The organism is Acinetobacter sp. ABJ_C4_1 (genome assembly GCF_044538495.1).
Classification (GTDB): domain Bacteria; phylum Pseudomonadota; class Gammaproteobacteria; order Pseudomonadales; family Moraxellaceae; genus Acinetobacter; species Acinetobacter nosocomialis_A.
The window spans coordinates 458,253-478,188 of sequence record NZ_JBIUCQ010000002.1 but is presented as its reverse complement, the minus strand read 5'-3'; the positions used below and the strand labels follow the sequence as shown (position 1 = coordinate 478,188).

Annotated in this window: 20 protein-coding genes; 12 read left to right on the top strand and 8 right to left on the bottom strand. The window is 39.5% G+C overall.

The features are described from left to right. Positions 1-2,145: a catalase HPII gene (katE, locus tag ACIF8R_RS05205; protein WP_396479475.1), complete on the top strand. Its 2,145-nt coding sequence runs from the start codon at positions 1-3 to the stop codon at positions 2,143-2,145. 55 nt (positions 2,146-2,200) lie between these two features. Here katE and ACIF8R_RS05200 read toward each other — a convergent pair whose 3' ends face one another. Both ACIF8R_RS05200 and ACIF8R_RS05195 read right to left on the bottom strand, forming a co-directional pair. Beyond that, positions 2,201-3,079: an SDR family oxidoreductase gene (locus tag ACIF8R_RS05200; RefSeq protein WP_396479473.1), complete on the bottom strand. Its 879-nt coding sequence runs from the start codon at positions 3,077-3,079 to the stop codon at positions 2,201-2,203. Between the two features lie 140 nt (positions 3,080-3,219). Next, positions 3,220-3,633, bottom strand: coding sequence for a DUF6367 family protein (locus ACIF8R_RS05195; protein WP_396479535.1), 414 nt, complete (start codon positions 3,631-3,633; stop codon positions 3,220-3,222). Between the two features lie 483 nt (positions 3,634-4,116). Between ACIF8R_RS05195 and ACIF8R_RS05190 the strand changes: the two genes are divergently transcribed. Next, entirely contained in the window at positions 4,117-5,322 is a 1,206-nt protein-coding gene (locus tag ACIF8R_RS05190; protein WP_396479471.1) for a KGG domain-containing protein, read from the top strand. 63 nt (positions 5,323-5,385) lie between these two features. On the opposite strand, the gene ACIF8R_RS05185 is transcribed toward ACIF8R_RS05190, so the two are convergent. Beyond that, on the bottom strand, positions 5,386-5,622 hold the full coding sequence (locus tag ACIF8R_RS05185) for a hypothetical protein (RefSeq protein WP_191014963.1): 237 nt from the start codon (positions 5,620-5,622) through the stop codon (positions 5,386-5,388). A gap of 284 nt (positions 5,623-5,906) precedes the next feature. On the opposite strand from ACIF8R_RS05185, the gene ACIF8R_RS05180 reads away from it, so the two are divergent. Beyond that, positions 5,907-6,518, top strand: coding sequence for a LexA family protein (locus tag ACIF8R_RS05180; RefSeq protein ID WP_396479469.1), 612 nt, complete (start codon positions 5,907-5,909; stop codon positions 6,516-6,518). Between the two features lie 70 nt (positions 6,519-6,588). Here the strand turns inward: ACIF8R_RS05180 and ACIF8R_RS05175 are convergent, their stop codons facing one another. After that, the gene (locus ACIF8R_RS05175; RefSeq protein ID WP_396479467.1) at positions 6,589-7,200 is read right to left on the bottom strand and encodes a LysE family translocator; all 612 of its coding nucleotides are present in this window, start codon (positions 7,198-7,200) and stop codon (positions 6,589-6,591) included. A 156-nt stretch (positions 7,201-7,356) separates the two neighbouring features. On the opposite strand from ACIF8R_RS05175, the gene ACIF8R_RS05170 reads away from it, so the two are divergent. Continuing rightward, positions 7,357-7,812, top strand: a complete 456-nt coding sequence (locus tag ACIF8R_RS05170; RefSeq protein WP_272228692.1) for an Lrp/AsnC family transcriptional regulator — start codon at positions 7,357-7,359, stop codon at positions 7,810-7,812. A gap of 56 nt (positions 7,813-7,868) precedes the next feature. On the opposite strand, the gene ACIF8R_RS05165 is transcribed toward ACIF8R_RS05170, so the two are convergent. Further along, the gene (locus ACIF8R_RS05165) at positions 7,869-9,485 is read right to left on the bottom strand and encodes a purine-cytosine permease family protein (RefSeq protein ID WP_396479465.1); all 1,617 of its coding nucleotides are present in this window, start codon (positions 9,483-9,485) and stop codon (positions 7,869-7,871) included. 195 nt (positions 9,486-9,680) lie between these two features. Here ACIF8R_RS05165 and ACIF8R_RS05160 point away from each other — a divergent pair, with 195 nt between their 5' ends. The 3 genes from ACIF8R_RS05160 to ACIF8R_RS05150 all read left to right on the top strand — a co-directional run bounded on the left by ACIF8R_RS05160 (position 9,681) and on the right by ACIF8R_RS05150 (position 14,529). Continuing rightward, the gene (locus ACIF8R_RS05160) at positions 9,681-13,145 is read left to right on the top strand and encodes an ATP-binding protein (RefSeq protein WP_396479533.1); all 3,465 of its coding nucleotides are present in this window, start codon (positions 9,681-9,683) and stop codon (positions 13,143-13,145) included. After that, entirely contained in the window at positions 13,142-14,101 is a 960-nt protein-coding gene (locus ACIF8R_RS05155; RefSeq protein ID WP_000107131.1) for a response regulator transcription factor, read from the top strand. The genes ACIF8R_RS05160 and ACIF8R_RS05155 overlap by 4 nt, the downstream gene beginning before the upstream one ends. A gap of 143 nt (positions 14,102-14,244) precedes the next feature. Further along, positions 14,245-14,529 (top strand): GNAT family N-acetyltransferase, encoded by a 285-nt coding sequence (locus ACIF8R_RS05150; protein ID WP_133238031.1) that lies wholly within the window; start codon positions 14,245-14,247, stop codon positions 14,527-14,529. 106 nt (positions 14,530-14,635) lie between these two features. On the opposite strand, the gene ACIF8R_RS05145 is transcribed toward ACIF8R_RS05150, so the two are convergent. Then, the gene (locus ACIF8R_RS05145) at positions 14,636-14,749 is read right to left on the bottom strand and encodes a hypothetical protein (protein ID WP_396479463.1); all 114 of its coding nucleotides are present in this window, start codon (positions 14,747-14,749) and stop codon (positions 14,636-14,638) included. Positions 14,750-14,813: 64 nt separating this feature from the next. Between ACIF8R_RS05145 and ACIF8R_RS05140 the strand changes: the two genes are divergently transcribed. The 5 genes from ACIF8R_RS05140 to ACIF8R_RS05120 all read left to right on the top strand — a co-directional run bounded on the left by ACIF8R_RS05140 (position 14,814) and on the right by ACIF8R_RS05120 (position 18,705). Continuing rightward, positions 14,814-15,473 (top strand): amino acid ABC transporter permease, encoded by a 660-nt coding sequence (locus ACIF8R_RS05140; RefSeq protein ID WP_002114214.1) that lies wholly within the window; start codon positions 14,814-14,816, stop codon positions 15,471-15,473. Then, positions 15,463-16,128: an amino acid ABC transporter permease gene (locus ACIF8R_RS05135; RefSeq protein WP_000418067.1), complete on the top strand. Its 666-nt coding sequence runs from the start codon at positions 15,463-15,465 to the stop codon at positions 16,126-16,128. The genes ACIF8R_RS05140 and ACIF8R_RS05135 overlap by 11 nt, the downstream gene beginning before the upstream one ends. 2 nt (positions 16,129-16,130) lie before the next feature. Further along, positions 16,131-16,862, top strand: coding sequence for an amino acid ABC transporter ATP-binding protein (locus ACIF8R_RS05130; RefSeq protein ID WP_372551080.1), 732 nt, complete (start codon positions 16,131-16,133; stop codon positions 16,860-16,862). 30 nt (positions 16,863-16,892) lie between these two features. Beyond that, positions 16,893-17,753, top strand: coding sequence for a transporter substrate-binding domain-containing protein (locus ACIF8R_RS05125; protein ID WP_111853677.1), 861 nt, complete (start codon positions 16,893-16,895; stop codon positions 17,751-17,753). Between the two features lie 85 nt (positions 17,754-17,838). Then, the gene (locus ACIF8R_RS05120) at positions 17,839-18,705 is read left to right on the top strand and encodes a cysteine ABC transporter substrate-binding protein (protein ID WP_396479460.1); all 867 of its coding nucleotides are present in this window, start codon (positions 17,839-17,841) and stop codon (positions 18,703-18,705) included. A 50-nt stretch (positions 18,706-18,755) separates the two neighbouring features. Here the strand turns inward: ACIF8R_RS05120 and ACIF8R_RS05115 are convergent, their stop codons facing one another. Further along, complete coding sequence (locus ACIF8R_RS05115; protein ID WP_227061300.1) at positions 18,756-18,875, bottom strand: hypothetical protein; 120 nt, start codon at positions 18,873-18,875, stop codon at positions 18,756-18,758. A 76-nt stretch (positions 18,876-18,951) separates the two neighbouring features. Continuing rightward, complete coding sequence (locus ACIF8R_RS05110) at positions 18,952-19,887, bottom strand: LysR family transcriptional regulator (protein ID WP_024434132.1); 936 nt, start codon at positions 19,885-19,887, stop codon at positions 18,952-18,954. Positions 19,888-19,936 lie beyond the last annotated feature (49 nt).

Below are 19,936 nucleotides of genomic sequence, written 5' to 3'. Positions count from 1 at the left end.
ATGGACATGAACGACAAAACTAAATTAACTAATAAAACAAGTGAAATGGCTGGCGCCGATGCAGCAAATAAAGCCAATACTACCCAGAAAACTGAACAGTTAGACACAGTAAGAGATGATGCAACCAATGAGGCATTAACCACCAATCAGGGAGTTAAAATAGCGGATAACCAAAATAGCTTAAGAGCGGGTATTCGTGGCTCAACTTTATTGGAAGATTTCATTTTAAGAGAAAAAATCACCCACTTTGACCATGAGCGTATACCTGAGCGTATTGTGCATGCACGTGGTGTAGGGGCACATGGTTATTTTCAGGCATATGAAGGAAATGAACGTTTAACCAAAGCTGGTTTTTTAACAGACCCAACTATTCAGACGCCTATTTTTGTACGTTTTTCAACAGTGCAAGGACCACGTGGTTCAGCCGACACTGTCCGTGATATTCGTGGTTTTGCAATTAAGTTTTATACCCAAGAAGGTAACTTTGACTTAGTGGGAAATAACGCACCTGTCTTTTTTGTGCAAGACGGGATTAAGTTTCCGGACTTTGTGCATGCGGTAAAACCTGAACCCGATACAGAAATCCCGACGGGTGCAACTGCACATGATACTTTCTGGGATTTTGTGTCTTTAGTTCCTGAGTCTGCACATGCTGTGATTTGGGCAATGTCAGATCGTGCGATTCCACGTAACTTACGTTCAATTCAAGGTTTTGGTGTGCATACCTTCCGTTTAATTAATGCAGAAGGTAAATCCCATTTCGTAAAATTTCACTGGACACCAAAACAAGGTTTGAGTGCATTGGTATGGGATGAAGCTCAAAAACTTGCAGGTAAAGACCCTGATTTCCATCGTCGTGATCTTTATGAAGCAATTGAGCAAGGTTTTTATCCAGAATGGGAACTCGGCGTGCAGATTGTCGAAGAAGAAGATGAAATGAACTTTGACTTCGATTTATTGGACCCAACCAAAATTATTCCTGAAGAATTAGTTCCTGTTACGCCAATTGGCCGATTTGTTTTAAATAGAAATGTCGATAACTTCTTTGCTGAAACAGAGCAGGTGGCTTTCTGTCCGGGCCATGTAGTCCCTGGTATCGATTTTACAGATGACCCACTTTTACAAGCACGTTTATTTTCATACACAGATACCCAATTAAGCCGTTTAGGTGGACCAAACTTCCACCAAATTCCGATTAACAAACCAGTGTGTCCATTCCATAACAATCAACGTGATGGCATTCATCAACATACTATTCATAAAGGCCAAGCCTCATATCAACCAAACTCAATTGATGGAAATTGGCCAGTCGAAACTCCACCAGCGGCTTCAAATGGTGGTTTTGAAAGTTATCCTGAAAAAATCAGCGGACATAAACTCCGTCAAAGAAGTGAGACGTTCTCTGACTATTTTTCACAGCCTCGACTTTATTACAAAAGCCTTGCACCGCATGAGCAAAAGCACGTGGTCGATGCCTATACTTTTGAGTTAAGTAAAGTTCAAAGAAAACATATTCGTGAGCGCCAAGTTCAACAAATTTTGGCAAATATTGACCTCGATTTGGCACGTCAAGTCGGTGCGAACCTAGGTATTGAAGTGCCTGACTTAACCCTAAACTATAAGAAAACAGCAGTTGAAAAATCTGCCAAGTTATCTCTTTTAGCTTTCCCACCTGAGGATATTCAAGGTAGAAAAGTTGCTGTACTTATTCATAATCTTGTGAAGTCAGATACACTTGAAGCTATTAAAAATTGGGCGATTAAAGAAGGTGTGGTTGTTCATTTACTAGCGCCGAGCTTGGCTCCAGTAAAAGACCATAAAGATAACATTATTGTAGCTGATGGTATGCAAATGGCTGAACCTTCAATTGCTTATGATGCTGTAATTGTTCCAGATGGCGATAATTTAAATGCAGTAATGCAAGATGGGGTAGCACGCCATTATGTACTCGAAGCTTATAAGCATTTAAAACCAATTGCATTTTTAGGTAATAAATCTGATTTGCTTGAGCCACTTGGTTTAGTTGCAGATGAAGGAACTTTAATAGAAGATGAATTCCAGCATATTGCGGAAAAATTTAAGAACCTGATTAAAGCTCATCGTGTTTGGTCACGAGAACAAATAGCCGCACACGTACCGGCTTAAATAAAGAAGCCCTGAAAGTTGAAGCTTTCAGGGCTTTTTCAAATCATGTTAGTGCTTAGCCATTAACGATTTGTCCACCGTTTACATGAATAACCTGACCTGTAATATAACTTGCATCGTCTGAGGCAAGGAAAAGATAAGCAGGGGCGACTTCACTTGGCTGACCCATTCGACCCATTGGGGTATCTTTACCAAATTTTTCGACGGTTTCTGCATCGAAACTACTTGGAATGAGAGGAGTCCAAATTGGTCCTGGTGCAACACCATTTACACGAATACCTTTTTTCTGTTTCATTAAATTGTTCGATAAGCTACGAGTAAAAGAGGTGATCGCACCTTTAGTACTTGCATAATCAATGAGCTCATCATGACCTTGATAGCTAGTAATACTGGTGGTGTTAATAATACTGTCGCCTTCTTCCATATAAGGAATCGCTTCTTTGGTTAAATAAAACATGGCAAAAATATTTGTTTTAAATGTCTTTTCTAATTGCTCATTACTAATACTTTCAATTTCTTTTTGCTGATATTGAACACCAGCATTATTTACTAAGATATTAATTTTACCGAAGTGCTGTAAAACCTTATCAATATTTTGTTTGGCAAGGTCTGCATCGGAAATATCACCTTTTAATAAAAGACAATGTTGTCCTTCCTTTTCAACGAGCTGTTTGGTGATTTCGGCATCTTGATCTTCTTCAAGATACAGTACAGCAACATCGGCACCTTCACGAGCAAACAACACGGCAACGGAACGGCCTATACCACTATCACCACCACTAATGACAGCAACTTTACCTTTTAGTTTCTCACTACCTTTATGCGATGCTTTAATAATTTCTGGTTCAGGATGCATCTTCTCCTGATCACCTGGTTGATGAGGTTGAACTTGTGCAGGAACTGCAGATGGATACTCATTTGTTGTATTTTCCATGTTTAGACTACCTCTATTTAAATTTCAGTCCCTCTATAGTGATTAATCTGCACGTGAATATGAGTAAATAGTCTTTTTTAAAAAGTTGACTTTGTTATTTTATATATAAGGATGTAAAAAAATATAACATTGAGAGTTTATTAAGTAATATCTAATAATTTAACCTTATTTTTATCAATCATACTTTCAATAATAGATCGGTTGCCTGTGTTATTTAACCAATTCTCTATAGGTATATAATTAGATAAATCTAAAATTTCTTTTATTAAGGTTTCTGCTTCTACTATTGTCTTTAAGTTATATTTATTTTTATTATTTTTGGAAGCTACTTTATCTACTAGCTCTTTTATATCTTCTTTTTCAATATCTTTTGATTTAATAATATATAAGTCTCTTTGGAAAGGGTGACTTGCATGAGGCGGGTCTAATCTGTAGCTCCATTCTTGATTATAATTCTGCCAAGAGTTTTTAAGCTGTATATTGCTCAATAAAATTTCAGGTACAGAAATATGAATATATTGTAGAGTTGGCTGTGTTTGAGTTAATTGCATGATTCATTTCCCATAAATATTATATGTTAATTTTAAATCTTGATTTTGTTCGCTCAAGTGAATTGTTTTTAGAAAAGTAATCATTTATGTTATTGTTTTTAAATAATTTTAATTGTATTTTTGATTTGTTTCTTCAAGAGAGAAGATGTTTTTGTTTTTTATTGATTTGTACATTCTGAAAGTTTATGTTATTTAAAATAGATTTTTAAATGCATTTGTAAAAATATATTGTTATGTAGGTTTGAGTAATAATAAGTATGATGAGTATTTAAAAGGTAAAAGTGTATAATAATTTATAAATATTTTAATTGATAAAATCTTTATTTAAATAATCATCTTAGTGTATTTATCTCTATTTTAATTTATATACATTTAAAAAGATTGAAACATAGCATCGGTATAAAAATATTCTAAATCTCTTATCTTAAATTTATCCGTTAAGTAAAAGCGGTAGCGACTATAATTTTAATATAGGAAGATATAACTATGGCTAATACTAGATATGAAGATCAAGATAACAATAGTTCAGGTACTTCAAATCGTGGATTTGCAAGTATGGATCCTGAAAGAGTCAGAGAAATAGCCAGTAAAGGTGGGCGTGCTGCGCATGCAAGTGGCAATGCACATGAATTTACTTCAGAAGAAGCTCGTGAAGCTGGACGAGCTGCACATGCCAGTGGTAACGCACATGAATTTACCTCAGAAGAGGCTCGTGAAGCTGGTGCTTTAAGTCATAAGAATGATGATCGTAATGGTCGTGGTCGCAGCCGTTATGACGACGACGAAGATGATGACCGCGGTCGTTCAGGTGGTCGAGGCCGTAGCCGCAGCCGTTATGATGACGACGAAGATGATGATCGTGGCGGCCGTTCAAGTGGCCGAGGTCGTGGTCGCAGTCGTGATGACGACGATGAAGATGATGATCGCGGTCGTTCAGGTGGTCGAGGCCGTAGCCGTTATGATGACGACGAAGATGATCGCGGTGGCCGTTCAAGTGGCCGAGGACGTGGTCGCAGCCGTGATGACGATGATGAAGATGATGATCGCGGCCGTTCAGGTGGTCGAGGCCGTGGCCGTAGCCGTTATGATGACGATGAAGATGATGATCGCGGCGGCCGTTCAAGTGGCCGAGGTCGTGGTCGCAGCCGTGATGACGACGATGAAGATGATGATCGCGGCCGTTCAGGTGGTCGAGGCCGTGGCCGTAGCCGTTATGATGACGATGAAGATGAAGATCGTGGCCGTTCAAGTGGCCGAGGTCGTGGTCGCAGTCGTGATGACGACGATGAAGATGATCGTGGTCGTTCAGGTGGCCGAGGTCGTGGCCGTAGCCGTTATGACGACGACGAAGATGATGATCGTGGCCGTTCTGGTGGCCGAGGTCGTGGCCGCAGCCGTCGTGATGACGACGATGAGGATGATGATCGCGGTCGTTCAAGTGGCCGAGGACGTGGCCGTAGCCGTTATGATGATGACGAAGATGATGATCGTGGCCGTTCAAGTGGCCGAGGCCGTGGTCGCAGCCGTGATGACGACGATGAAGATGAAGATCGTGGCCGTTCAAGTAGCCGAGGACGTGGTCGTAGCCGTTATGATGACGATGACGACGATGATCGCCGTGGCCGTTCAGATGGTCGTGGACAAAACTCTCGTAATCAAAAACGCGATGCGTATGGACGCTTTACGTCTTAAGCAGACAGTTTTTGAGAATAAAGGAGGCATTATGCCTCCTTTATTTTTATAATTTTTATAAACTTACGAATGAGTAAGAGGCTGTAAACCTTTTACAATATCTGTAAATTCTGAGCCATTTATCCAAAAAGATTTCTTTAAAAATAGTGTCGTCATAATACTTTCGGCTGCTTCACTTTCCGGATTTTCACAAAAAATTCCGTAGCTTTCGCCTAATACCGCATCATTTTCAATAAGACGGATAAAGTAAGCATGTTGTTCATTTGCATAACCTAAAACTGCATCACGTTGATTTTTCATTTCGCATGTCTCCATACCAAAAAAACTGAATCTAACTCATATTTAAGTGTTCAGAGTTTCATTTGATAAAAATCAAAACAGTCAGTAATAAGGACTATTTCACAATGGGTTTTGATTCTCTTCAAATTGCCATTTCGTTTTAGCATCCCTGTTAAAAGCAAAATGGATTAAAATCTGATCATGAAATTTATTGTTATGCAAAAAAAATATTTCGTCAACTTGAAAATGTAACTTTTTCAAGTTACATTATTTGTGTAGGATTTGAACGGTGAGATGGAGGCGGTATGCCAAAGAAAAAAGAATTCGAGCATGGCGGTGCGCGGGAAAATGCTGGCCGTAAAGCACAGTTCAATGAACCCACCAAAGTGATTCGTGTTCCTGAGTCTCAAGTTAACTTTATCAAAAATTGGTTACTGAATAATGTCAAAACCGATAACCAGACAGATTTCACCTCAAAACTAAAAATACAGCAGGTGCATCCAAACAACGATAAAATTTATCAGATTCCTTTAGCAACAGAACGTGTGGCTGCAGGTTTTCCTTCGCCTGCGCAAGATGATATTGAGCAAGCACTCGATTTAAATGAATATTTAATTAGAAATGAAAATGCCACGTTTATTGTCAAAGCCAATTCTTTATCCATGCTAGACGCTGGAATTGATATTAATGACCCGCTTATTGTGGACCGTAGTATTCCCGCTAAATCGGGTGATATTGTGATTGCACTCATCGACAATGATTTCACTGTGAAGCGCTTAATGATTGATAGTCAATTTCAGCCACCTAAAGTTTGGTTAAAAGCTGAAAATCCTGATTATCAGAATATTTATATTGAAGAGGGGCAAGAACTGGTGATTTGGGGAGTCGTGACGTATAACCTTAAACGAATGAGATAAATTTTCTTATATTTTATTATTCAAGTTACTGACCCGAAAAGTGAGTCAGTAACTTTTTCCTGAATGATTTTTAAATTTGTCCAATCAATAAACATGTAGCGATAACGACCATCAAACCGCCTGAAAAACGGCCAACTAATTGAGCTGCTTGTGGTCTGGTTTTCAAAATAGCTTCTGAACCATAACCTACCATTAAGTAAATAATCGCGCAGCTAATCATGTGAACAACACCAAAGGCAAGAATTTGTGTTGTCACGGACCATGTAGCAGTAGTGTCAATAAATTGAGGAAGCAGCGCTAAAAAGAGTAAAAAAACTTTCGGGTTTAACCCACTTACATAAACGCCTTTGGTTGCCCAGCTCAACCATGACTGAGCCTTTTCAGAACCAGACTCGTTCGGAGTTGGAGGGGTAAGTAATAAGTTTATTCCCATCCATAGCAAATAAGCAGAACCTGCAATGGTTAGGATCATGAGTGCAGTTGGATTATTTGCAACAAGCAGCCCAACACCAGCTGCTACCAATAAAATCGTAATAAAGTGCCCAAATAGCATACCTGCAACAGCGGGTACGACGACTTTGCCTTTAATCCCTGCCGAAATGGCATAGGCCCAGTCTGCCCCTGGCGTAATAATAAAAAGAATGGAGACACTCCAAAATGCAATAAAAATGTTAAAAGCCATATGCTTATCTCGGCAAACTATTTTCCAAAGGCTTCGCTCGTGGTTTAGAAAAAATCCCTATTTATTCGAGCTTGTTGAAAATAATATGCTCATGTATTTAGAATGTGCTTTTAAATGTTTGCTCATATCACACTCATTTGGGGTAAATTTTTCTAAATGGATCGCACAGATAAAAAGATTCTTGCTGAATTGCAATTAAATGGCCGATTATCTATCACTGAATTGGCAGAAAAAGTAGGCTTGAGCATTTCACCTTGTCACAGACGAGTGAAGGCTTTAGAAGAGTCGGGCGCCATTAAAGGCTATCGGGCAGAACTCGACCCAAACTTAGTGGGATTTGAATTTTCAGCGATTGTTTTTATTACGCTTAAAGAAGGTGATAAACAGGCAGTCGAGAAGTTTGAAAATGCAGTGATAGACATCCCGCAAATTATTCAGGCTCAGCGCTTGTTTGGTGAGCCAGATTATTTACTACATGTGGTCGCTAGAGATTTACCAGCTTTTCAGCGTTTATATGACGAAAAATTATCTGCTATTCCAAGTGTGCAACGGCTCATCTCAACCATTGTGATGAAAGATGTGGTGCCTGAACGTTTATTTCCGATTGGTTAAGAATCATCAGATATAAAAAAGAAGCTTTAAAGCTTCTTTTTTAGTTTCGAGAGTATTTAAGCATCGAGTGTTTTACACAAAGAACAGATCGTACCGTTATGTTTATGAGAGAACATAATATCTGGACGCTCATAACCTTGCTCACATACACGGCAGTGATAAACAGTTGCTACAGGTGTACCTTCAGCATCGTAACGTGGTTCTTTAACGCCGTCATCGTGTGACTTGATGTAATATTTTCCTTTGGTTAATAGACCCATGGTTGGTGTTAATACAAAGGCAAGTACAAGTGCAATAATTGGAGAGTAAGGCGCTAGGAAATTACCCAATAATCCGAAGAATGCTGCAATCGATAAACCTGCTGATACAAGGAAAGCAACCATACCGACAGGGTTTACGTTGTAGAGCATGTCACGGCGGTATTCCGGTTCTTTTGGTGAAAGTTTTAAAACATATTTGTTGATTGAAATGTCTGTTGCAACAACCACAACCCATGCAATCGCAAAGTTTGAATAGAATCCTAAGATTTTACCCAGTACCGCAAACATGTTGCCTTCCATCAAAGCAAGCGCAATTGCCAAGTTCACCATCACAAAGACAATACGACCCGGATAATGTTTGCTAATACGAGTGTAGGCACTTGTCCATGCAAGGGAACCAGAGTAAGCATTGGTCACATTAATTTTAATTTGAGAAATAACCACCAAAATAACCGCAAGTGTTAAAGCCGCCCAGCCCGGAAGCATGTCATGAAACGCCGCATTAAACTGTTGAACAGGTTCAGTGCTGTTTACGCCCGGTATTTTAGTGAGTAAATAGAAACCTAAAAATGCCCCAATAATTTGTTTAATCGCCCCTAAAATCACCCAGCCCGGACCCGCTGAAATAACTGCAGCCCACCATGCTTTGCTATTTTCTTTTGTTTTTGCAGGCATGAAGCGTAGGTAGTCAATTTGCTCACCGATTTGCATAATTAGGGATAAGCATATACCCGCACCAAGCATGATCGCTGCCATATCTACAGGTGCAAAACCTTCATGACCTGTAAAAGTTGCAAACTGGCTAACTAAGGTAGGTTCTTGGTAAATCAGATAGGCCACAGGACCAATCATTAGAACGAGCCAAAGTGGGGTAGTCCAGACTTGTAATTTACTTAAAGCTTTCATGCCGTAAATGACGAGTGGAATGACCATAACGGTTGAGATGAGGTAACCTGCCCAAAGCGGAATGCCTAAACCGAGCAATAAACCTTGCGCCATGATTGAACCTTCAAGGGCAAAGAAAATAAAGGTGAAACTGGCGAAAATGATACTGGTCAGGACCGAACCGATATAACCAAAACCTGCACCGCGGGTAATCAAGTCAAGGTCGATGTTATAGCGAGCTGCGTAGTAGGCTAAAGGAATGCCGGTTAAGAAGATAATAATCGCTGCAAATAAAATGGAGAAAACAGCATTGGTTGTTCCATAAGACATACCAATACTGGCACCAATAGAAAAGTCAGCAAGATAGGCAATACCACCAAGTGCAGTAATAGCAACAACTTTGGGACTCCAGCGCCGAAAGCTGTGTGGAGCATAACGTAAAGTATAATCTTCTAAGGTTTCATTCACTGCTTTTTGTGAATCTGCACCTTGCACAGTGTCCAGATTTGGATGTTCAGATACACTCATAACATCAATCTCCCAATCATTTTCGGTCAATCAACACAAATATTGATCATTGTTTTTTGATGGTTTTGAGTGTGTGATTTTTGGGAAAAATTGAAAATACGTTATTTTGCGTATATGTGCGTATTAGAAAAAATCACCATGATAAATGACTTTTGGCATAAGGATTGCTGGGTTTAATGCAGCCACATGCCAAACATGAGTGTTATGCCAGATTCTTCACGTCCCCAACAAGCGCCACAACGTGTGATCAAAACACGCCGTGAATATAATATTTGGGTGGCAGATGAAAGTATCGAAGATTATGCACTCCGCTATGCACCTACCTCAGTACGAAAATGGTCACCTTGGACTGTGACCAACACCGCAATTTCGACCGTTAGTTTTCTGGCGATGGAAGCCATTGGGGCGACCATGCTTTGGCAGTATGGCTTTAGCAATGCAGTATGGGCTGCAATTGTCGTATGTACCATCATATTTTTAACCAGTTGGCCGATTAGTTACTACGCCGCAAAATATAATGTAGACGTCGATTTGCTTACTCGTGGTGCAGGTTTTGGCTACATTGGCTCGACCATTACATCTCTAATTTATGCTAGCTTTACCTTTATTTTGCTTGCGTTTGAAGCCGCCATTATGGCGATGGCACTTGAGCTTGCTTTAGGTATCCCACAAGTTATTGGTTACTTAATTTCTGCCTTAGTGATTTTGCCTTTAGTGGTTAAAGGCATTGGTTTTATTAATAAAGTTCAGGCAGTCACTCAGCCAATCTGGCTCTTATTGCTGTTATTACCGTGGTTTTTTGTACTTTGGAAACAGCCACAAATTTTAAGTAGTAGCCTGCATTTTGTTGGTGCGGTTTCAAACTCGACTGATTTTAATCTGTATTACTTTGGTGCGGCGTGCACTCTTATTTTTTCATTTGTGATCCAAATTGGTGAGCAAGCCGACTATTTACGCTTTTTACCCCAACAAGAAAAAAACAGAACCGCATGGCGTTTTGCCGTTTTTTTAGGTGGCCCATCCTGGATTATTTTTGGTTTTCTAAAAGTTCTAATGGGCATGCTGCTGATGGTGCTGGCTTTTCAGCTGTTTATTCCTGTCTCTGAACTAGACAATCCGACTTATCTGTATTGGGTTGCCTATCAACAATTTATTCCAAATCCTCAGCTTGCTTTAATTCTCACATTAGCACTGGTTTGCTTGGCGCAAATTAAAATTAATATGACCAATGCATACGCTGGTTCACTGGCATGGTCCAACTTTTTTGCCCGCTTGACTCATAGTCATCCGGGGCGAATTGTCTGGCTACTTTTTAACGTTTTTATTGCCATTGTTTTGATGGAAATGGGAATTAGCCATGCGGTTGAACGCATTTTGGGGCTATATAGCAATATCGCTTTGGCATGGATTGGTGCCGTTGTTGCCGATTTAATTATCTGTAAACCTTTAGGTTTAAGCCCAAAAGGAATTGAATTTCGCCGTGCTTATTTATATGACATTAACCCCGTAGGTGTGGGTGCTTTACTGATTGCTTCAGTGTTATCGATGCTGAGTTATTTGGGTTTTTTCGGATTGATGGCGAAAGGTTTAGCAAGTTTTATTGCTTTGGGGAGTGCGGTGTTATGTGTTCCTGTTATTGCTTACTTAACCAAAGGCAAATATTACATTGCACGCCAACCTGAAAAAATTCAGGCAACTTCAGTTGCAAACTGTGTCGTGTGTGAAAGGGACTATGAACTTGCTGATATGGCTGGCTGCCCAGCCTATAACGGTACGATTTGCTCTCTATGCTGTTCACTTGAAGCCCGCTGTCACGATTTATGTAAACCCGATGCACGTTGGTCGGTACAGCTCAAAAAAGCCATTTGGCACTATTTACCAGAACGTTGGGCTAGTCGTTTAAATAGCAGGGTCAGTTTATATTTATTGCTGACTTTAGGGCTGTCGATCGTTTTAGCAGTGAGTTTAAGTCTGGTTTATATCCAAGAAAAGACCTACTTAGAAACCATTAATGCGGCAGCCGTTCCTCAGCTATTTACGCTGTTTGTGAAAATCTACACGATTTTATTTTTATTGATGAGTGTTGCTGCATGGTGGTTAGTGTTAAACGATGAAAGCCGTCGTAATGCCGAAATCGAAACGCATCAGCAAACAGCATTATTGATTGATGAAATTGCTGCCCATGAAGTCACTTCAAAAGATCTGCAAGATGCCAGAATTTCAGCAGAGCGAGCAAATGATGCAAAAAGCCGTTATGTCATTGGCATTAGCCACGAACTAAGAACCCCTCTAAATAGTATTTTGGGCTATAGCCAATTGCTTCAAAAACAAGAGCAGCTTTCAGAACAAGGCAAAATGGCGCTCGGTGTGATTAGCCGTAGTGGTCAACATCTGACTTCACTGATTGACGGTTTACTAGATTTAGCACGAATTGAAACAGGTAAAATTTCTTTAAATGTAGTGGATGTTCATTTCCCCAATTTTATTGAACAGATTATTCAAATGTTTCAGCCACAGTTTGAACAGAAGAATTTACAGTTTATTTATGAAATTGGAGAGAACCTACCGCACTATGTCCGTACCGACAAAAAACGCCTAGAGCAAGTGCTCATCAATTTACTGGGCAATGCTTTAAAGTTTACAACGAGTGGCACAATTACTTTAAAAGTCGAGTACCGTTTTCAAACGGCTTATTTTGAAATTAGAGATACGGGCTGTGGTATTGCCGAGGCAGATTTAGAGCGTATCTTTAACCCGTTTGAACGGGGCAGTAATGTGGTTCAAGGCGGATTTACTGGAACAGGACTCGGACTACCCATTGTAAAATTGTTGGTCGATTTACTTGGTGGCCAGCTATCTGTGACTAGTCAGCTCAATCAGGGTTCACAGTTTAAGATTAAGTTTTATTTACCTTCAAAAGAAGTGGTTCATCCAATTTCTAATGTTTATTCCAACCAGATTACAGGCTATCAAGGTGAGCGTAAACGAATTTTGGTTGTCGATAATGAAGCGGTGGATCGAGGTTTAGTCGCTAATTTTCTAAAACCTTTAGGATTTATGATTGAAGAAGCCGAATCGGGCATTGACTGTTTAAGACGTGTACCTATTTTTCAACCGAACCTGATTTTGATGGATTTAAATATGCCTTTGATGGGCGGGTGGGAAACAGCACGACTATTACGTCAGAATAATATTACTAATGTGCCGATCTTAATTATTTCAGCGAATGCAGGCGAGCGTGAAGTCAATCCACAAGATGCAGTCTTAAGTGAAGACTTTATGCTAAAACCAATCGATCTTAATTTGTTGCTGAGTAAAATTGGAGACAAGTTAGGCTTGGTATGGATTGATTCCAAATCAGATGCACTATTTGAAAATAACGAAGTTCAAGCACTAGATGTAATGGTATTCAAGCAAGAGCAAGCCATTGTTCATACATCAATTACACAACCCGAAAATAATGATCTGCTCGATTTACCGCAAAGCTTGCAACAGTTAAATGATTTGATTGGACAGGGGTACATTCGCGGAATTCAACAGACTTTAACGCAATGTCGTCAAAATTTTCCAGAGCATAACGAGTTATGGGAACAGCTGGAACAGGCTATTCGAAAGTTTGATCTAAAACACGCGCAACGATTAATTCAGGATAAGCAATGAGTACGCAACATGTTTCTTTTCAGCAAGCTTCGCCAAACGAGCAGGCTGTTATTCTGATTGTGGATGATGTGCCAGAAAATTTAGGCTTGTTACATGAAAGTCTGGATCAGGCCGGTTATCGCGTGCTTGTCACAACCGATGGATTAAGTGCAATTGAAATAGCACACCGATGCTTACCAGATATGATTTTGCTTGATGGGAATATGCCACATATGGATGGTTTTGAAAGTTGTATACAACTTAAAGCGAGTCCAATTACGCAGTTTATTCCCGTCATTTTTATGACAGGTTTGTCTGAGACAGAGCATATTGTGCGTGGTTTTCAGGTCGGTGGGGTGGACTATGTAACCAAGCCTCTGAATATTGAAGAAGTATTAGCAAGGGTAAAAACACATTTGGCACATGCCAAACTATTGCAACAACAGAAACAGGTGATTGATGCAACGGAAACAGCCATTCTTGCGCTAGATGTTCACGGTAAAATTGTGTGGAAAACCCAAAAAGCTAGTGATCTACTAAATCAATATTTACCTGAATTAGAAGGTTTTGAAGCAGGCTTAAAAGCTTGGTTTTCAGACTTAGAGCATGAAAAAGACCCTAAAAAATTAACCAGCTGTTCTTATTCAACACCATCTCAGCAATTACAGCTTTTATTGCTTACACCGTGGGAAACTGAACCAAGTGTGGCAAAAAATTATCTGATACAGATCAAGACAACTACGCCAGCTTTGGAAATGGCTGATATTTTAAAATATTGCCCGCAGTTGACTCAACGTGAAGCAGAAGTCATGCACTGGTTGTTGTTAGGAAAAACCAATAAAGACATTGCAGAAATTTTGGAGCTTAGTCCACGGACAGTGAATAAACATTTAGAGCATGTTTTTGAAAAACTTTGCGTTGAAAATCGAACTGCTGCGGTGGCGCATATTAATAGTTTGGTGCAAGAGTTTCACTAATTTAAGTGAAGATTGTATTTAAAAAGCATACAGACTCACTGCTAAAAATAGGCTATTTTTTTACAGTTAAATTTGTTCTTATAGATAAAGATTATACAAAGTCATTTTTAAATAAATACGATTTGTAATATGAGGAATTCATTGTGAATATTCAACAAAAAGATGATACAAAACACGGCAGCTTTAGCTTACTTGATGGTGAAACCGTTGCAGGCGAAATGACTTATACATGGGCAGGCGAAAGCATGCTAATTATTGATGCCACAGATGTGAATGAAAATTATCGTGGACAAGGTGTAGGTCGCCAATTACTTGATGCTTTGGTGGCTTTTGTTCGTGAAAAAGAAGTAAAAGTAATTCCGCTTTGCCCATATGCTAAATCGGTTTTTGATAAAGACCCAAGCATTGGCGATGTACTTAGAAAGTAAGCAATAGATTGAAAATCATTTAATAGGAATCGGGCCTTGGTGTCCGATTTTTTATTGGTTTTATTATTCATCTTTATTTCAATGAATATGTTTTGAGCGGTTGTATTCAACGGTTTTCAAGATTTTCGATTGCCAGATCGAATTTATCAAACTTATAGAAAAGCTTATCTAATAAAAATAGTTTTAGACCAATTGGGAAAAAAATAAACTCATTACACAAATATTTAATAGCTGATGAAAGCTAAATATTTATAACGTTTTAATATTATTTTTTGGAATTTTCCTTGAACTGGCAGTATATCCATAGTGTGTTGCCGCAATTTTTCTCTGCAACTTTGACCACGCTGAAGATTTCAATTATCAGCATTATTTTGGCAATTATTGTAGGGCTAATTTGCAGCATTTTAATCACATATCGCGTGCGGGTACTAAATAGAATTGCCCAGTTCTATATTGAGTTATCTCGAAATACCCCTTTATTAATTCAACTGTTCTTTTTGTATTACGGTTTGCCAAAGCTTGGCATCAAAATTGATGGTTTTGCCTGTGGTGTGATCGGGTTGACCTTTTTAGGCGGAAGCTATATGGCCGAAGCTTTCCGAGCAGGTTTGCAGTCTGTTGCTAAAGGGCAGATTGACTCTGCAAAAAGTATTGGTCTGCAACCGATTCAAATTTTTAGATATGTCATTTTTCCTCAAGCACTGGCTATTTCAATTCCGGCAATAGGGGCAAATTGTCTATTTCTAATTAAAGAAAGTTCTGTGGTTAGTGCCATTGCTGTCGTTGAACTGCTTTTTGTCACTAAAGACTTAATTGGCATGGACTATAAAACAACCGAAGCTTTGTTCTTACTCATCATGGCCTATCTCATTATTTTATTGCCCGTGTCTATTTTAACCAGTTATCTGGAGCACAGAAGTCGGAAGGTGAGCCATGGAACTTGATTATCTATTTCAAGCGAGTCACCTCGAACGTTTAATGTGGGGACTTTGGGCAACTGCAAAAATTGCATTTATTTCAGTGTTTTTCTCTGCGATTTTCGGCACAGTTTTCGGCGTCATTATGACTTCTAAAAACATAGTCGTTAAAGCGCTGTGCCGTCTGTATTTAGAAGCCATTCGAATCATTCCGATTTTAGTTTTGCTGTTCGTGTTTTATTTCGGCTTTGCGACATGGTTTAACTGGCAGTTTTCAGCAATGTGGGTCTGCGTTGTTGTGTTTGTTTTATGGGGTACGGCAGAAATGGGCGATTTGGTTCGTGCAGCCATTACTTCAATTGACCAGCATCAACGTGATTCAGCCTATGCGCTCGGACTTACTCATGTTCAAGCCTTAGTCTATGTCATTTTTCCGCAAAGTCTAAAACGAGTAACACCAGGCGCGATTAATTTATTTACCCGAATGGTGAAAACCAGCTCTTTGGCTGTCCTGATTGGTGTGGTTGAAGTCATTAAAGTTGGTCAGCAAATTATTGAAAATTCGCTGTTGACCGTGCCGAGCGCTTCTCTTTGGATTTATGGTTTTATTTTTATTTTGTATTTTCTGATTTGCTATCCCTTATCTCGTTTGGCGGCACATTTAGAAAAGGTCTGGGAGTAATTATGCCTTTGTTATCGATACAACAATTACAGAAATCATTTGCACAAAGTCATATTTTACAGGGCATTGATCTGGATGTAGAACAAGGAGAGGTGGTTGTTATTTTAGGCCCATCGGGCTGCGGTAAAAGTACCTTACTGCGTTGTATTAACGGCTTAGAACCGATTCAGGGTGGTGAAATTCGTTTAACAGGTTCAGGTGTGCTTGGTAAAGATGTGGACTGGACTAATGCTCGCCAAAAAATTGGCATGGTTTTTCAGAACTATGAGCTATTTGGGCATATGAACGTTATTGACAACATTTTGCTTGGACCACTTAAAGTACAAAAACGCCATAGTGATGAAGCAGAACAAGTTGCAGATGAATTGCTAAAGCGAGTTGGACTGTTTGAGCGAAAACTTGATTATCCACGACAGCTTTCAGGCGGACAAAAACAGCGTATTGCCATTGTGCGTTCACTGGTCATGCAACCTAAAGTCATTTTGCTTGATGAAATTACCGCTGCACTTGATCCAGAAATGGTTAGGGAAGTACTCGATGTGGTACTCAAGTTGGCGAATGAAGGAATGACCATGCTGATTGTGACACATGAGATGTCCTTTGCGCGCAAGGTTGCTGACCGCATTATTTTTATGGATAAGGGCAAGATTATTGAACAGGCTTCACCAGAAGAATTTTTTGAACAGCCGAAAACAGAACGAGCGAAAGCATTCTTAAATATTTTGTCGTACTAAATTTTTATTATTTGAATCATGAGGAAGTGAATGTTTAAACGTAATTCAATAAAAATATTAAGCAGTCTTGCTGTTGCTGGGGTGTTGTTAACTGCATGTAGTAAAACGCCATCCACTGAACAGGCAAGCAATGCTCAAGCAGACCATTCTTTAGAGCAAGTCAAAAAAAATGGAGTTCTACGAGTTGCCGTTTTTGCAGATGATCCGCCGTTTGGTTATGTAGATAGTGCGGGGAATAATCAGGGCTTTGATGTGGCTTTAGCAAAACGGGTGACTAAAGATTTGCTCGGTGATGAAAAGAAAGTTGAGTTTATTGTGACTGAAGCTTCAAATCGGGTGGAGTTTTTAAAATCGAATCGCGCTGATGTTGTATTTGCGACGTTTACAGTAACGCCAGAACGTAAAGAGGTTGTCGATTTTGCTGAGCCTTATTTAAAAGGTGCTTTTGGTATTGTCTCGCCTAAAGCTAAGCCGATTACCGACATTGCCCAATTAGAAGGTAAAACCTTAATTGTCAATAAAGGCACAAGTTCAGATACCTACTTTACCAAGCATTATCCGAAAGTAAATTTACTGAAGTTTGAACGAAATTCGGATGCTTTCAAAGCATTAACTGATGGTCGTGGTGACGCGATTTCACAAGATAGTACCTATGCTTTGGCATGGGCCGCGAAGAACCCAAGTTATGTGGCAGGTATTCAGTCTATTGGTGATCAAGAGTTTATTGCACCAGCAGTTAAAAAGGGCAATACCCAATTATTGAATTGGCTCAATACTGAAATTAAGCAACTCAGAACAAGTGGTGAAATTAATAAAATTTATGATGAAACCTTGAAACCAATTTACGGTGACTCGGTCAATCCGAATGTGTTTTTAGATGTAGGCCAATAATTTTCGATATCGCTAGAGCAGTAGTGTCTACCAAGAGGCGCTGCTGTTTTAAATAAGACTTTTACAAGAACGATAGGGTGAAATAATGACAACATTAACATTGCAAAACGTGAAGCATATTTTAGCTGCGTCTTTACTGAGTTTAGGTTTAGTTGCATGTGACAAAGGAACTCAGTCTACTGAAAAAACGGCAGATACCACACAAACTACGTCGAGTATTGAACAGATCAAAAAGAATGGCGTGGTACGAATTGGCGTATTTAGTGATAAACCGCCGTTTGGATATTTAGATGCTCAAGGTAAAAATCAGGGCTTTGATGTAGAAATTGCTAAGCATGTCGCTAAAGATCTGCTCGGTGATGAAAACAAAGTTGAGTTTGTTTTAACTGAAGCAGCTAACCGTGTTGAATATTTAAAAGCCAATAAAGTGGATATTATTTTTGCCAACTTTACCGTTACGCCAGAGCGTAAAGAAGTGGTCGATTTTGCTAAACCTTATTTAAAAGTGGCGCTCGGTGTAGTTTCTCCTAAAAGCCATCCAATTACTGATGTTGCTCAACTGAAAGACAAAACTTTGTTGGTAAACAAAGGTACAACGGCTGATTCATTCTTCACCAAGACTCATCCTGAAATTAAACTACAAAAGTATGAGCAAAACACTGAAACTTTTGATGCTTTAAAAGATGGTCGTGGTGCTGCGCTTGCACATGATAACTTGCTGGTTTTAGCTTGGGCTAAAGAAAATCCAAATTACACTGTTGGCATTACCAATTTAGGTGAGCAGGACTTAATTGCACCAGCAGTGAAAAAAGGCGATAAAGAGTTATTGGACTGGTTGAACCAAGATTTAGAGAAACTGGCTAAAGAAGGCGTGATTCATCAAGCTTATGAAAAAACGTTAAAACCAGTGTATGGCGATACGATTAATCCAAAAGATTTATTGGTTGAGTAATCGTGCTAATAACCTCTAATGATTAGAACTCTAGATAGTATTTACTCGAGCTAAGATTCATCTACAGCCTGCCCATAATTTATAAAGATAATGTTTTTGCAATATTTTCTATAGATATAAACAGTGGTCAGGTTCTGTAGATGAGAAAGTTTTTTGGTTACTTTTTTCAAAAAAAGTAACAGAATTAGCTGCTTGCTTTAGAGGTTAAAAGGTAGGATTCCATCGTGCTAATTCCTTGACTCTATATTACTTTAACTTAAATAAAGTCGGCTCTGCTGCTAATTTATCTGCCAAATATTGAATCAAGACACTCAATTTAGGTGGGACATGCCGTGTCGGTGGGTAGAGTAACCACAGCCCACCGCTATAATAGGTCTTAAAATACCAGTCGGGTAAAACCTGAACTAAGGTACCTTGTTGTAGAGCATGGCGTGCAACGAAGTACGGCAAGCTCGCAATACCAAAATGCTGTAATGCGGCACTCAAACGCACACCTGTATGGTTTGCTGCATAACGGCCACGTACAGCCACACTTATCGATTTATTTCCTTGTTGAAATTTCCATTTTGAGTCACTGGCTTGTTCGCCCAAGTAAATACATTCATGCTGCTTTAAATCATGAGGGTGGTTCGGTGTGCCATGCTTGGCCAAATATTCAGGCGTAGCACAAACCAAGTGATCAATATCAATGAGCTTTCGACCCATAAGGCCACCCGGTGGTTGCTCTGTAATTCGAAGTGCTAAATCGACGCCATCATCAATCAGGTCTACATAACGATCTTCTAAAAGCATTTGAATATCAATTTTCGGGTAGCGTTCTAAAAATTCAGGTAAATGCGGATGAATCATAAAATGTCCCACAGCTTTGGGAACACTCATACGAATAATACCTTCTGGCTCGACATGAAATTGACCTGAACTTTCCATGACTGCTTGTGCCGCATTCACCATGTCTAAACAACGTTGATAAACCTGTTGTCCACTTTCACTTAAACGAAGTTTCCGTGTGGTCCGATAGAGTAAGCGGGTACCTAAAGCACGTTCTAAACGAGCAATTGCACGACTAACAGCGGAAGGTGTTGTACCAAGCTGGCGGGCCGTTTCAGAAAAACTTTCCGACTCGACAACCTTAACAAAAGTCGCCATTTCATTTAACAGAACCAGACTTTGATTTGTGCTCATGAGGCAAAAGTTATTTGGATTTTGATTGGATTATCGCGTCTAAAAAATC

Excerpts from the sequence above, each read along its gene's own strand:
- katE (WP_396479475.1), top strand. The coding sequence starts at position 1 with ATGGACATGAACGACAAAACTAAATTAACTAATAAAACAAGTGAAATG.
- ACIF8R_RS05200 (WP_396479473.1), bottom strand. The coding sequence starts at position 3,079 with ATGGAAAATACAACAAATGAGTATCCATCTGCAGTTCCTGCACAAGTT.
- ACIF8R_RS05190 (WP_396479471.1), top strand. The coding sequence starts at position 4,117 with ATGGCTAATACTAGATATGAAGATCAAGATAACAATAGTTCAGGTACT.
- ACIF8R_RS05185 (WP_191014963.1), bottom strand. The coding sequence starts at position 5,622 with ATGAAAAATCAACGTGATGCAGTTTTAGGTTATGCAAATGAACAACAT.
- ACIF8R_RS05180 (WP_396479469.1), top strand. The coding sequence starts at position 5,907 with ATGCCAAAGAAAAAAGAATTCGAGCATGGCGGTGCGCGGGAAAATGCT.
- ACIF8R_RS05175 (WP_396479467.1), bottom strand. The coding sequence starts at position 7,200 with ATGGCTTTTAACATTTTTATTGCATTTTGGAGTGTCTCCATTCTTTTT.
- ACIF8R_RS05170 (WP_272228692.1), top strand. The coding sequence starts at position 7,357 with ATGGATCGCACAGATAAAAAGATTCTTGCTGAATTGCAATTAAATGGC.
- ACIF8R_RS05165 (WP_396479465.1), bottom strand. The coding sequence starts at position 9,485 with ATGAGTGTATCTGAACATCCAAATCTGGACACTGTGCAAGGTGCAGAT.
- ACIF8R_RS05160 (WP_396479533.1), top strand. The coding sequence starts at position 9,681 with ATGAGTGTTATGCCAGATTCTTCACGTCCCCAACAAGCGCCACAACGT.
- ACIF8R_RS05155 (WP_000107131.1), top strand. The coding sequence starts at position 13,142 with ATGAGTACGCAACATGTTTCTTTTCAGCAAGCTTCGCCAAACGAGCAG.
- ACIF8R_RS05135 (WP_000418067.1), top strand. The coding sequence starts at position 15,463 with ATGGAACTTGATTATCTATTTCAAGCGAGTCACCTCGAACGTTTAATG.
- ACIF8R_RS05130 (WP_372551080.1), top strand. The coding sequence starts at position 16,131 with ATGCCTTTGTTATCGATACAACAATTACAGAAATCATTTGCACAAAGT.
- ACIF8R_RS05125 (WP_111853677.1), top strand. The coding sequence starts at position 16,893 with ATGTTTAAACGTAATTCAATAAAAATATTAAGCAGTCTTGCTGTTGCT.
- ACIF8R_RS05120 (WP_396479460.1), top strand. The coding sequence starts at position 17,839 with ATGACAACATTAACATTGCAAAACGTGAAGCATATTTTAGCTGCGTCT.
- ACIF8R_RS05110 (WP_024434132.1), bottom strand. The coding sequence starts at position 19,887 with ATGAGCACAAATCAAAGTCTGGTTCTGTTAAATGAAATGGCGACTTTT.